Source organism: Microbacterium sp. PAMC22086 (assembly GCF_019443525.1).
Lineage (GTDB): Bacteria > Actinomycetota > Actinomycetes > Actinomycetales > Microbacteriaceae > Microbacterium > Microbacterium maritypicum.
Genome location: NZ_CP080380.1, coordinates 1,246,036 through 1,258,075 on the forward strand (window position 1 = coordinate 1,246,036; position 12,040 = coordinate 1,258,075).

The 12,040-nt window shown below is 70.4% G+C and carries 16 protein-coding genes; 8 read left to right on the top strand and 8 right to left on the bottom strand.

Annotation, left to right across the window (positions count from 1 at the left end):
- The first annotated feature begins 20 nt into the window (after nt 1–20).
- The gene (locus KY497_RS06200) at nt 21–938 is read left to right on the top strand and encodes a DMT family transporter (protein ID WP_141387519.1); all 918 of its coding nucleotides are present in this window, start codon (nt 21–23) and stop codon (nt 936–938) included.
- Here the strand turns inward: KY497_RS06200 and KY497_RS06205 are convergent.
- Nucleotides 910–1,689 carry a YidC/Oxa1 family membrane protein insertase gene (locus tag KY497_RS06205; protein WP_141387517.1) on the bottom strand — a complete coding sequence of 260 codons (780 nt, stop codon included), beginning with the start codon at nt 1,687–1,689 and terminating at the stop codon, nt 910–912. The two genes, KY497_RS06200 and KY497_RS06205, sit on opposite strands and share 29 nt — an antisense overlap.
- 66 nt (nt 1,690–1,755) lie before the next feature.
- Nucleotides 1,756–2,028: a DUF6412 domain-containing protein gene (locus tag KY497_RS06210; RefSeq protein WP_055874279.1), complete on the bottom strand. Its 273-nt coding sequence runs from the start codon at nt 2,026–2,028 to the stop codon at nt 1,756–1,758.
- Nucleotides 2,029–2,126: 98 nt separating this feature from the next.
- On the opposite strand from KY497_RS06210, the gene KY497_RS06215 reads away from it, so the two are divergent.
- The 3 genes from KY497_RS06215 (at nt 2,127) to KY497_RS06225 (ending at nt 3,915) form a co-directional block, all read left to right on the top strand.
- Nucleotides 2,127–3,173: a nitronate monooxygenase family protein gene (locus KY497_RS06215; protein ID WP_219870088.1), complete on the top strand. Its 1,047-nt coding sequence runs from the start codon at nt 2,127–2,129 to the stop codon at nt 3,171–3,173.
- A gap of 92 nt (nt 3,174–3,265) precedes the next feature.
- Nucleotides 3,266–3,523 (top strand): type II toxin-antitoxin system Phd/YefM family antitoxin, encoded by a 258-nt coding sequence (locus tag KY497_RS06220; protein WP_055874273.1) that lies wholly within the window; start codon nt 3,266–3,268, stop codon nt 3,521–3,523.
- Nucleotides 3,520–3,915 (top strand): type II toxin-antitoxin system VapC family toxin, encoded by a 396-nt coding sequence (locus KY497_RS06225; protein ID WP_141387512.1) that lies wholly within the window; start codon nt 3,520–3,522, stop codon nt 3,913–3,915. Before KY497_RS06220 ends, KY497_RS06225 begins: the two co-directional genes overlap by 4 nt.
- Before the next feature lie 51 nt (nt 3,916–3,966).
- Here the strand turns inward: KY497_RS06225 and purU are convergent, their stop codons facing one another.
- On the bottom strand, nt 3,967–4,818 hold the full coding sequence (gene purU / locus KY497_RS06230) for a formyltetrahydrofolate deformylase (RefSeq protein WP_017829285.1): 852 nt from the start codon (nt 4,816–4,818) through the stop codon (nt 3,967–3,969).
- A gap of 117 nt (nt 4,819–4,935) precedes the next feature.
- Between purU and KY497_RS06235 the strand changes: the two genes are divergently transcribed.
- Together KY497_RS06235 and KY497_RS06240 are read left to right on the top strand one after the other, a co-directional pair.
- Nucleotides 4,936–6,150 (top strand): cation:proton antiporter, encoded by a 1,215-nt coding sequence (locus KY497_RS06235; protein WP_219870089.1) that lies wholly within the window; start codon nt 4,936–4,938, stop codon nt 6,148–6,150.
- Nucleotides 6,147–6,617, top strand: coding sequence for a glutaminase (locus tag KY497_RS06240; protein ID WP_219870090.1), 471 nt, complete (start codon nt 6,147–6,149; stop codon nt 6,615–6,617). Before KY497_RS06235 ends, KY497_RS06240 begins: the two co-directional genes overlap by 4 nt.
- Nucleotides 6,618–6,632: 15 nt before the next feature.
- Here KY497_RS06240 and KY497_RS06245 read toward each other — a convergent pair whose 3' ends face one another.
- The 4 genes from KY497_RS06245 to KY497_RS06260 form a co-directional block, all read right to left on the bottom strand.
- A complete protein-coding gene (locus KY497_RS06245; RefSeq protein ID WP_055865736.1) occupies nt 6,633–7,349 on the bottom strand; it encodes a GMP synthase in 717 nt (238 codons plus the stop codon).
- 40 nt (nt 7,350–7,389) lie between these two features.
- Nucleotides 7,390–8,079, bottom strand: coding sequence for a substrate-binding domain-containing protein (locus tag KY497_RS06250; RefSeq protein WP_219870091.1), 690 nt, complete (start codon nt 8,077–8,079; stop codon nt 7,390–7,392).
- A 61-nt stretch (nt 8,080–8,140) separates the two neighbouring features.
- Nucleotides 8,141–8,452, bottom strand: a complete 312-nt coding sequence (locus KY497_RS06255) for a hypothetical protein (RefSeq protein ID WP_219870092.1) — start codon at nt 8,450–8,452, stop codon at nt 8,141–8,143.
- Nucleotides 8,452–9,801 (bottom strand): PspC domain-containing protein, encoded by a 1,350-nt coding sequence (locus KY497_RS06260; RefSeq protein ID WP_219870307.1) that lies wholly within the window; start codon nt 9,799–9,801, stop codon nt 8,452–8,454. The genes KY497_RS06255 and KY497_RS06260 overlap by 1 nt, the downstream gene beginning before the upstream one ends.
- On the opposite strand from KY497_RS06260, the gene KY497_RS06265 reads away from it, so the two are divergent.
- Both KY497_RS06265 and KY497_RS06270 read left to right on the top strand, forming a co-directional pair.
- On the top strand, nt 9,734–10,885 hold the full coding sequence (locus KY497_RS06265; RefSeq protein WP_258185939.1) for a sensor histidine kinase: 1,152 nt from the start codon (nt 9,734–9,736) through the stop codon (nt 10,883–10,885). The two genes, KY497_RS06260 and KY497_RS06265, sit on opposite strands and share 68 nt — an antisense overlap.
- The gene (locus KY497_RS06270) at nt 10,878–11,537 is read left to right on the top strand and encodes a response regulator transcription factor (protein ID WP_055865721.1); all 660 of its coding nucleotides are present in this window, start codon (nt 10,878–10,880) and stop codon (nt 11,535–11,537) included. Before KY497_RS06265 ends, KY497_RS06270 begins: the two co-directional genes overlap by 8 nt.
- A gap of 22 nt (nt 11,538–11,559) precedes the next feature.
- On the opposite strand, the gene KY497_RS06275 is transcribed toward KY497_RS06270, so the two are convergent.
- Nucleotides 11,560–11,967 (bottom strand): DapH/DapD/GlmU-related protein, encoded by a 408-nt coding sequence (locus tag KY497_RS06275; protein ID WP_017829277.1) that lies wholly within the window; start codon nt 11,965–11,967, stop codon nt 11,560–11,562.
- Nucleotides 11,968–12,040: the final 73 nt, after the last annotated feature.

Here is a 12,040-nt window from a genome sequence, read left to right on the forward strand (position 1 = left end):
CCGCCGCCTAAGCTTGTCTGGTGCAGAAGCCCGCCGCGTCCGGCCCCCTCGTGGGGGTCGCACTCGTCATCGGCTCCTGCCTCTCTCTTCCCTTCGGGGCCGCGGTCGCCGCTCAGCTGTTCCCGGTTCTGGGACCCTGGGGTGTGACCTCGCTGCGCGTCGCGATCGCCGCGGTCCTGCTGGTCGTCATCGTGCGGCCGCAGCCGCGGAAGTGGACCCGCCCGCAGTGGTTGGCCGCCGTGCTCTTCGGCGTCTCCCTCGCCGCGATGAACGGCTTCTTCTACGCCGCGATCGATCGCATCCCCCTGGGGCCGGCCGTCGCGATCGAGTTCCTCGGGCCACTGGTGCTCGCCGCCGTGCTCACCCGGAAGCTCTCGGACTTCACCTGGGTCGGCGTGGCCCTGCTCGGCATGGTCGTGCTGGGCATCGACGGCCTGATCGGCGCCGAACCCCTCGACCCGCTCGGGGTGGTGTTCATCCTCATCGCCGCCGGCTTCTGGGCCATGTACATCCGGATGAGCGCCCGCGTCGGCGCGCTCATCCCCGGCAGCAGCGGCCTGGCCATGGGGCTCGTGGTCGCCGCGGTGCTGCTCATCCCGGTCGGCATCCCGGCCGCATCGACGGTGGCGATGGATCCGCAGCTCCTGCTGCTCGCGGCGATCACCGCGGTGCTGTCGTCGGTGATCCCCTACAGCTTCGAGCTCGCGGCGCTGCGCCGTCTGCAGCAACGAGTGTTCGGCGTGCTGCTGAGCCTCGAGCCCGCCTTCGCCACCCTCGCCGGATGGCTCATCCTCGGGCAGGATGCGACCCCGCTGCGGCTGCTGGCCATCGCCCTCGTGATCGCCGCGAGCGTGGGGACCACGCTCGGTGTGCGGAGGGACCGCCGCGACGGAGGCCCCTCCGGTCCCTTCACCGCGCCGATACCGCTGCCCGACTGACACCCTGCGCCGGCAGCGGGAACCGCCGACGCAGGATGATGCGCTGCACGAGCGTCCACACCACCGTGACGGTGAGGTACAGCGCGGCGGCGAGCGGCACGAACGCGGCGAAGACCGCGGTCATGTAGTGCATCGCCGAGACGACACGCAGCATGACGGGGGAGTTCAGCGGGGAGTCGTCGGCGTCGACCGGTGTCGGGCGGAACATACGGCGGGTGACCTCCGCGGCCGCGATCATCACCGCCAGGAGCACCCCGAAGACGAGGAACGTGGCCGCAGTCGCCGTGCCGCCGAAGAGCGCCGCGATCAGACTCGTGCCCAGAGGTGCGCCGAACAGGTCGTGCGCGAGCAGCTCGTTCGCGTGTCCCGCGATCTCCGGGCGCAGGAACAGCGTGTACAGGATGCCGACGACGGGGGCCTGCGCCAGCACCGGGAGCATCCCCGCGAACGGCGAGGTGTTCTCGGCGCGGTACAGCGCCATCGTCTCCTTCTGCAGACGCTCGGGGTTCTTCTTGTGGCGCCGCTGGAGCTCGCGCAGCTTCGGCGCGAGGCGCGCCCTGGTCTGCTCGGCCTTGGCCTGGGAGATGCCGACGGGGATGAGCAGCGCCCGCACCAACAGGGTAACGAGCATGACGGCGAGGGCGGCGGCCGAGGCTCCGGCGAGAGGGGTGAGCAGGTCGGAGAGCCCGGTCAGGGCGCCGTAGGCGGCGTCGAGGAGGGTGGCGAGAGAGGGAAAGGCGAAGATGTCCATGCAAGAGTCCGTTCGTGGCGTCGGGAAGGGTCGGCGAAGGCCGCGCGGTCCCGTCGTGTGAACGGACTACGCGGCGCTCGCGACTCCCGGCGCCCGAGGCCGTGGGTGGCCTGCGGCATCAGGATCGCTCTGCGTGAGGAGGGTGCCGATGTCGATCGCCCGCAGCGGATGCGGGGCGTCTGCGGTGGCTTCGGGGCGCACGCTCAGCACGATCGCGAGCGTGAGGGCCGTGACCGCGAGCACCGCGATCGCGAGGCCGAGAGCTGCCGCATCGGGCATCGAGACGAGCCCGAGCGCGGTCGCGACGAAGCTCAGCATCTGCCCGAACCACTCGCTCATGTGCGCTCTCCCTCCTGCAGCGAGGGTATCACCGGGGTCTGCAGGTCGGACCCGTCACGGTCGACCCCGGGGGTGCGGCGCGGGCGTAACGTCGAAGCATGAGTGACCTTCGCGCCCTGCTCGGGATCGAGCATCCGATCATCCTCGGCCCGTTCGGCGGGCTCTCCTCGATCGCGCTCACCGCGGCGGTGAGCAACGCCGGCGGACTGGGCTCATTCGGCCTGTACGGCTACGAGGGCGACCGCATCTGCGCGACCGGAGCCGAGCTGCGTGCGGCTACCGATCGGCCGTTCGCGGTGAACATCTGGCTTCCCACGGGCGACGAGGTCGAACCGAACCCGCAGCACACGGTGTTCGCCCAGGCGCTGCAACCCTTCTACGAGGCCGTGGGTCTCGACGTGCCGAGCAGACCGGAGCGCTACACCCCCGCCCTGGAGGAGCAGCTCGACGCGATCTGGGAGATCGAGCCCACGGTGCTGAGCGTGGTGTTCGGGGTGCCGTCCGCCGATGTGGTCCGAGAGGCGCACCATCGCGGTATCCGGATCGTCGGCACGGCGACCACCGTGGCCGAGGCGGTCGCGCTCGCCGCAGCGGGAGTGGATGCCGTGGTCGCGACCGGGGCGGAGGCCGGCGGGCATCGGGTGTCGTTCCTGCGCCCTGCCGAGGAGTCACTCGTCGGGACCTTCGCCCTGATCCCGCAGGTCGTCGATGCGGTGGACGTGCCCGTGATCGCGGCCGGAGGCATCGCCGATCGACGCGGTGTGGCCGCGGCGTTCGCTCTCGGGGCCGCGGGCGTGCAGGTCGGGACGGCCTTCCTCGCCGCCTCGGAGTCGGCGACCAACCAGGCGCACCGCGACGCGATCCGCTCGACCGCTGCCGACGAGACCGTGCTCACGCGGGCGATGAGCGGGCGTCTGGCCCGTGGTGCGCGCAACCGCGTCGTGCGCGCCATCGAAGCCAGCGGCACGATCGCGCCGTTCCCGATGCAGAACTGGCTCACCGGTCGCTTCCGGGCTGCCGCGGGGGAGCAGAACCTGGGCGCGCTGCAGTCGCTGTGGATGGGGCAGGGCGCGCCGCTCGTGCGCCACGAGACCGCCGCGGACGTGTTCGCCGAACTGGTCGCGGGGGTTCCGGTCGCTCCCTGACGCTCATCGACGAACAAGAGCGTGAAGGGACTGCCTGGAGGCGAAGGTGCACTGAGTGTTAACATAGCCAGGTTCTTGGCTAACATGGACATATGAGCAGTCACAATGTTCTCGACGCGCGCAACAGTCTCTCGAGGCTGATCGCGGACTCTCAGGCGGGCGAAGATGTCGTCATCACCAAGCGAGGGAAGCCGGTAGCGAAGCTCGTCCCGATCGGGCCGGTCGATCTCGTCCGCAGCGGGCGGCTCCTCGTCGAGTGGCTCGAGAGCGACCCGTTGCCCGGGCGGCTGGCCCGTTCGGCTGCCGAGCTCGACGCGCAGATCGCGGAAAGCCGAGACGCCTGGGAATGATCTACCTCGACTCCTGCATCCTGATCTACGCCATCGAAGACGACGGGCCTCGGGGAGACGCCGTCCGAAACGCTCTCCGAGAGGTGGACGTCGCGGTGGCCTCGAGTCCTCTGGCGCTTCAGGAGTGCTTGGTCGGCCCGCTGCGGGGGCGCAATCCCGAGCTGCGCGACCGCTACCTCGCGATGTTCGAACACCTCGAAGAAGTGACGTTGGACGCGACGGTCTTCATCCGTTGCGCGGAACTCCGGGCGGATTTCGGGTTGAAGACGCCAGATGCCGTGCATCTCGCTGCGGCTCAGATCGCGGGCTGCACCGAACTGTGGACGAACGACAGACGCCTCGCAGCTGCTTCCCACGGGCTCGCGGTCGACGTGATCGGTGCCCGATCCTGACGCGGCCCCGCTGAGGATTCTCTGTGTTCGCGAGGCGGTACGCTCGCTCCTCTAGAGGATGACCGTGGACTTGCCGTGCACGATCACGCGATCCTCGGCATGCCACTGCACGGCGCGCGCGAGCACCAGACGCTCGACGTCGGCGCCGCGGCTCTGCAGCTCGGCGGCCGATTCGGAGTGGGTCACGCGCGTGACGTCCTGCTCGATGATCGGCCCCTCGTCGAGGTCGGCCGTCGCGTAGTGCGCGGTCGCACCGATCAGCTTGACGCCGCGATCCTTGGCCCGCGCATACGGGTTCGCACCGATGAACGCGGGCAGGAACGAGTGGTGGATGTTGATCACCGGGGCCTCGAGCCGGGTAATGAAATCGTCGGTGAGGATCTGCATGTAGCGCGCGAGCACGACGAGATCGACGTTGCCGCGCAGCAGCTCCAGCTGGCGCTCCTCCATGGCGGCCTTGTCGCCGGAGGGGATGTGCACGAACGGCACGCCGAACGACCGGACGGCCTCGGCCAGGTCGGGGTGGTTGGAGACGACCATCGTGATGTCGATGTCGAGCTGCCCGCGCTGAGTGCGCCACAGCAGCTCCATCAGGCAGTGGTCGTACTTCGAGACGAAGATCGCGACGCGCTTGCGCCGGGCCACGTCGTGCAGCGACCACTCCATGCCGAAGCGCTCGGCGACGCCGGCGATGTCGGCTTCGAGCGCGGGGCGCGCGGCCGAGAGCCCGTCGAGGTGGATGACGGTGCGCTGGAAGAAGCGTCCGCCCTCGGAGTCCGTCGAGTGCTGGTCGAGGGAGATGATGTTCGCCCCGTGCTGAGCGAGCACGCCGGCGACGGCGGCGACGATGCCGGGCTGATCGTCGCAGGCGATGAGCAGGCGGGCGGTATCGGGCTGAGACATGGGGACTCCTCGAGGGTGTGCATCGATTCTGCCGTGGATGCGCCGAGCGGGCGAATCGCGAGAGCACCGCGCGATGCCCTGCACCCGCGCGACGGCCGCCTCACCTACCCTGAGAGCATGGAAGCGAGCGACCTCGGCCTGGTGCTGGTGCCCCTGCTGGCTGTCGCCGCACCCCTGCTCGCCCGTGGCGTGCGGCCGGTGGTCCGGGTGCCGATCGTGGTGTTCGAGCTCGTTCTCGGCATCCTCATCGGTCCCGCGGTTCTCGGCTGGGTCGAGACGGGACCGCTGCTGGAGAAGCTCAGCGACTTCGGCCTGGCGCTGCTGTTCTTCGTCGCGGGCACCGAGATCGACTTCACGAAGGTCGCGGGCAGGCCGCTCGCCCGGGCATCGCTCGGGTGGCTGCTCAGCGTGATGCTGGGCATCGGCCTGGGTTTCTTCTTCGCGCCGGGTGAGGGGATGGTGGTGATCGGGATCGCCCTCAGCTCGACGGCGCTGGGAACGCTGATGCCGATCCTGCGCGACGCCCGAGAGCTCGACTCGCCCTTCGGTCGTGCGATCAGCGCGATCGGTGCGGTCGGCGAGTTCCTGCCGCTCATCGCGATCTCGATCTTCCTGAGCACGCGGACCACTCCGATCGCCACCGCTGTGCTCCTGACCTTCGTCGTGCTCGCCGGTCTCGCCGTGCTGTTGGCCACGCGCGTGTCGCACGGACGGCTGCACCGCATCGTCCGCGCCACCTTGCACACCTCGGATCAGTTCGGCGTGCGCTTCGTGATCCTCCTCATCGCCGCCCTCGTGGGGCTCAGCGTCATGCTCGACCTCGACATGCTGCTGGGAGCGTTCGTGGCCGGTGCGATCTGGCGCATCATCATGGCGCGCGCGCCGAAGAAGGATGCGGAAGAGGTCGAGAGCAAGATCGAGGCGATCGCCTTCGGATTCCTCGTGCCGATCTTCTTCCTCTACACGGGTGTCACGTTCGACCTGCAGGCGCTGCTCACATCGCCGTCGGCGCTGGCTCTGGTGCCGATCTTCCTGATCGCTCTGCTCGTGATCCGCGGATCGGCGGCGCAGCTGTCGGCCCCGCCCGGAGCGAGTGCTCGCGATCGCGCGGCCCTGGGGCTCCTCGCCGCGACCGGTCTGCCGATCATCGTCGCCGTGACGGCGATCGGTGTCGACCAGGACATGATCGACACCGGCACGGCCGCGGCGCTGGTCGGCGCCGGCATGCTGTCGGTGCTGCTGTATCCGCTCATCGGCATGACTCTCCGCGGCGACCGCGCGGAGGTCGTCGGGCCGGAGCGGGCCGCCGAGTCCACGCAGGGAGAACTGTGACCACCGCATCCGCACTCTTGACCCAGGCCGTGAAGGATCTGCAGGACGCCCCGAAGGAGGGACTCGGCGAGCAGCGCGATTCCCGGTGGCGCGGGCGTCGCATCGTGCGGGTCGGAGACGCCTGGCACCTGGGCGTGCTGCTGCTGACAGAGACGCACGCGCTGGCGACGGCGGAGGTGCTGCGCGCGGCCGACCCCGGGCGCCGCGGCTACACCGCGGTGTCGGCCAGGGAGCGTGCCGAGCGCCGAGCCGAGGCACTGCGCGGTGGCTTCGGCGAGGGTGAGGTCGTGCACGTGGGGTGGAGCGTCATCGACGTCGACGGGGTGGATGCCGGAGGCTCCTCCGGGCCGCTCGCCCTGATCGACGGGGTGCCGTCCGTGCGCTGGAGCACCGCGGGCGGTTTCATGCCGCTGGAGGCATATCTGCGCGAGCGTGTGGCGCTGCTGCGGGACGCGGCCGCGAGCTGACGCGGGTTCCCCGACTCAGGCGAAGGTCTCGGCGAAGCGGCGCAGGAGCGCTGCGCCCTCGGTCACCGATGCCGCGAGCACCTGCTGCTGCACCGCGTCGAACTCGTCGGGGTCGAAGTAGCCGGTGGTGCGGTAGAACGTCATGCGGTCGGCGAAGTCGCGCGGAGTGGGCTCGGGGTGGAACTGCGCCGCGTACAGGTGCGTGCCCACGCGGTAGGCCTGCACCGGACAGGTCTCGTTCGTCGCCAGCAGCACGGCACCGGGAGGCGTGCTCGCCGCGCTCTCCTTGTGCGCCGTGAAGACCGTGAGAGCCGAGCCGCTGGGGCCGAACACGGGGTCGGCTGCACCGGCTGCGGTCGTGTCGATCACGGTGGCGCTCGCGGGTTCAGGGGTGTCGGTCACGACCTCGCCCCCGAGCATGCGGGTCACCACGCCGATGCTGAAGCAGGTGAAGAACACCGCGATCTCGGCCGCCATCGCCGCGTCCGCCAGTGTGCGGAGGTCGGCTTCGACCCGCAGCTGCTCCGCGGACTTCACCGTGTCGGAGACGTTGAACGGCGAGCCCCCGACCACGACGCCGCGGTACCCTCGCAGACGCTCGATGTGCAGCGGCGTCTGCAGCAGATCGAGCCGGTCGACCACGTCGACACCGAGGGCCCGGCGGAAAGAGGCATGCTCGGCATCCGCCGCCCCGATCTCGGGCCGCACGCAGACGTAGAGAAGCGAGGCCATCAGGAGATTCTAACGATCGCGCGAGGCCGAGCCGACGCGGTCACCGCGAGGAGTTGGTCGTGCGACCGCGGACGATGCCGACGAAAGTCTCGACGTCGGGCGTGGTGCGCTCGCGCGGCCAGACCAGGGCGACCGTCGATGTCGGTCCGTCCGCGAGGACGCGGTGATCGGCATCCTTGCGGTGGTGCAGGCGGGCGAGGGACATCGGGACGACCACGATGCCGACTCCGGATGCCGCCGTCGCGACTGCCTCGCCGGTCGGGAGTGCGGCGAAGGTCGCCGGGAGAGTCCCGGGGAGATCGAGCGGGCCGAGCACGTCGTCGGCCAGCCCGATCACGACTTCGCCCTCGAGGTCGGAGCCCGTGAGCTCAGCGGCCGCCATCAGGTGCGAGTCTGCTGCCGCGACCACGACCGGGAGCTCGTCGTACAGCGGGATGATGTGCAGCGACTCGTCCGTGAGAGGCAGACGCACCAGCGCCGCGTCGACCCCGTCGAGCGCGGCCCGCTGTGTAGCGGCCTCGATCGGAACGAGCTCGAGCGGCACTCGTGGCATCCGCTGCTTCCACGCATCGATCCACTTGCCGGGTGTCGCCCCTGGCACCGCGCCCAGCCGGAAGGTGCGCGGTGCCTCGGGTTCGGGCTGAGGAGCGTCGAAGACGACCTTGGCGGTCGGCTTCTTCGGCTTCTGTGGGGGGAACCGCTCGGCGGGGGCGGCCTTGTTCCGGCGCACAGGCGTGCCCCTGCTTGCGCCCTTCGCGGGCCGTCTTCCCTGATTCGCCATGGGGTCAAGGTTACTCGGCGCTGCGGTCCGGCACCTCGTGCAGCGGCGCCGGTGCCGTGGCAGCGAGCGTGCGCTGGGCGCGGCGGATCAGCCCGACGGCTCCGCCGACGAGCAGCAGCACACCGATCGTCAACACGAGGATCATGTTGACGGTGGTCAGGGTCAGGGCCAACAGCCCGTCTGCGAGGGTCTCGCGCTGATCGGCGTCGGCGAGCATCCAGAGCGCGATCGCCGCGACGGAGGAGAACAGGAGGCCCCAGATGATGGCGGCCCAGCGGGTGCGGGGCGGGGTGGTGGTCTCGGTGATCGTGGGCGTGCTCATCACTGGTCTTCCTTCACGGGCTCGTAGATGGTGACGTTGATGGCACCACTGGTCTGATCGATGGTGACGGGCTGGACGGTGGTCGCAGACACACGGTCCGAGGAGATGTCCTGGACGATGACGGACTCGCCGCCGCGGTCCTCGAAGGACCAGATGCCGCTGTCGATGATGGTCGCGGTCTCACCCTCCACCCGCGTCCAGTGCGCCGTCCCGGTGTCGAGCGTCGCGCGAAGCTCGAGCTCCACTCCCGCATCGACGTAGATCTCGGTGGTGCCGGAACCCTTCTCGATCACGATCGGCCGGGGCGCGCCGTCATGCTGGTTCAGCGAGAGATAGAGGTCTCCGAACGGCTGACTGATGTGCTCCGCCCGGTTGTTGGAGATCGACGCCCAGCCGGGCGTGAAGCCCTGAAGGGTTGAGAATGCACCGGCCACCAGTCCGCCCATCAGCGTGAGCACGGTCGCGAAGGCCAGGAAGCCGCTGCGGCGACGGAACGCTCCGGCGACGATCATGCCGAGCGCGAGGATGAGTGCGGCGGCGAGTAGTCCCAGCGCTCCGCCGAGGGACTCACCGCCGGTGACGAGACCGACGGCGGCACCCGTGATGATGGCGAGACCGATCATGGTCGCGGCGAAAGCGAAGCCCGCCCGCGGGTTCGATGCCCGGCGGATGCGACGGCGCTCGGCCGCCTCTGCGGCGAACACCGCGGCCTCGGCCTGGCGCTCGCGGCGCAGCTGGTCACGGGCAGCCCGTTCGACATCCTGCTGCTGGCGCCGCCATGCCTGATCCTGTTCCTTCCAGGCGGCGTGCTGAGCGCGCCAGGCCTCGAGGGCCGCAGGGTCTTGAGAACCGGGCGGCAGCGGAACCGGCGGTGCGGGCGGGGTGAGGGCGAGCGAGGCACCCGGACCACCGGCCGCACGCCACGGGCGAGCAGGGGTGCGGCTGGCAGCACGCACGATCAGGAAGAGCAGGCTGGCGACGAGCACGAGCCCGAGGATCCAGCTGATGAGGGAGAGAGCCGACCAGCCGTCGTATCCGAGTCCGAACAGGCGGCCCGCGAGTGGTGCCGTGGGGAACAGGCCGATGACGGCCATCGCCAGGATGCCCCACTGCACGGGCTGGTAGTCGCGGCACAGCAGGTCGCGCACGTGCACCCGCCCGTCGACGTCCGGCAGCAGCGCCCAGGCGGCGGCGTAGAGGAAGATCACCGGGAGTCCGAACAGTGCGGCGACCACGAGCACCCCCCGCACGATCAGCGGGTCGATGCGCAGGCGCGCGGCGATGCCAGCGGCGACCCCGCCCAGCCAGCCCTCGGAGCGGGCGACGCCGATACCGGCGACCCAGAGCAGGAAGCTGTGCGGCGGTGCAGGAGTGCTCCTCTACGCCTGGTGCTGGATGTTCACGCCCTGGGCGGAGGGCGAGAGCGCGCCGACCAGACGGATGCCGGTGGCCTGGCTGCTGCTCGCCCCTGCCGCGGTCGGGATGCTCGTCGTCCTCGTCTGGCGAGGAGGCAGCGACTGGCTGAGCGGATCGATCCCGCCCGGCACCGCGGCCGTCGTCGTCGGTGGCACCGTGGCCTTCGCGACGGGTGCCGGTCTCTGGGCCACGCTCATAGATCGCACCGACACCGCGCGCGGGCCCCGGCACACCCTGAGCATCCGGATCCTCGCGATCCTGCTGCTCGCCCTGCTGGTCACGGTTCTGCTGTCCTGGCCGGTGGCGCGCTCGGGTGTGGCGCTGGTGCTCCTCCCACTGGTCGGGCTCGCCGCCGTGGTGTCGTCGACGCTGATCCCGCGGTGGCGGGAGCTGTCGGGTGAGCGGGTGCGCCGCATCCGGGAGGAGCAGCGCAGTCAGATGGCCGCCCACCTGCACGACTCGGTGCTGCAGACACTGGCGCTGATCCAGAACAGGGCGGGGGCCTCCAGCGAAGCCGCACGGCTCGCCAGGGCGCAGGAGCGCGAGCTGCGTGCCTGGTTGTACGACGGCGATGCCCCCGCCGACAGTGATCTTCCGACCGACCTGCGCGACTATGCGGGAGCGCTCGAACTCGACTACCCCGTGCGCATCGACGTCGTCTCGGCCGGGCTGTCGACCGAGCGGGCGAGCGGGGAGCTCGCCGCGGCGGCGCGGGAGGCGATCCTGAACGCGGCCCGGCACGCGGGTGGGGAGATCTCCGTGTACATCGAGGGAAGCGCCTCGGGGGTGGACGTGTTCATCCGCGATCGGGGGGCGGGATTCCGACTCGACGACGTGCCCAGCGATCGCCTGGGAGTGCGGGAGTCGATCATCGGCCGCATGCGCCGTGCGGGCGGCACCGGAGAGGTCCGCAGCGATGGCAACGGCACCGAGGTGCGCCTTCGCATCACCACGAGCGCGCTCCAGGATCGACCGGCGCCGCGCCAGACCGCCTCCCGGGAGGAGAACCATGGCTGACAGCATCCGGGTCGTGATCGTCGACGACCACTCGATCTTCCGCTCCGGGCTGCGCGCCGACCTCGACGCGAGCGTCGACGTGGTCGGAGAGGCCGCCGACGTGCCGTCCGCGATCGCGGTGATCGGCGAGACGCAGCCCGATGTCGTACTCCTCGACGTGCACCTGCCAGGGGGCAGCGGAGACGATGCGGCCGGAGGCGAGGCCGTGATCCGCGGCTCGTCTCCCACCGCCGCCCGGTTCCTCGCGCTGAGCGTGTCGGACGCGGCGGCCGATGTCGTGCGCGTGATCCGCGCCGGCGCCAGGGGCTACATCACCAAGGGGTCGTCGGGTGTGGAGGTCAGCAGCGCGGTGCGCGCAGTGGCCGACGGGGATGCGGTGTTCTCTCCGCGGCTCGCCGGCTTCGTGCTGGACGCGTTCGGTGCGGTGGCCGGCGAGACAGCGACGGCGACCGACGAACTCGACCGGCTCTCGGCGCGCGAGCAGGAGGTCATGCGCCTCATCGCCCGGGGCTACGCGTACAAGGAGGTCGCGTCCGAGCTGTTCATCTCGATCAAGACGGTCGAGACGCACGTGTCATCCGTGCTGCGGAAGCTGCAGCTGTCGTCGCGTCATGAACTCACGGCCTGGGCCTCGGAGCGGCGCCTACTGTGAGCCGGCTCCGCGGTCGGACGCCTCAGGCGGCGAGCCACAGACCCTTCTGATCCGTCGCGATGGTGAGCCCGGCGGCAACCGTCTCGTCGTCGCCGATCCTCGCGCCGCGCACGATGCGCGCCCCGGCGCCGATGTCGGTGCGCACGCCCACGTAGGCGTGATCGCCGATCGCCGCACCGTGGCCGACGTGCGCATGCGCGTCCACGAACGCGCCCTCACCGATCACCGCGTCCTCGTCGATCCAGGCACCGCGCGCGATCGTCGCGCCGGCGCCGACGCGCGCTCCCGGTTCGATATAGGCACCCGCCTCGATATGCGCCTTCGGGTGCACCTTCGCGCCATGCGCGACGAGACCCCGGCCGTTCGCGTGCTTGCGGTACCGCAGCGTCGCGCCCTGGTCGTTCTCGATGTCGACGTAGTTCTTGCCCACGATTCCTCCCGTGCTCCGGAGTTCTCCGGATATACCAACAACCACGGCGAGGTCGGATTCATTCCCGCGGATG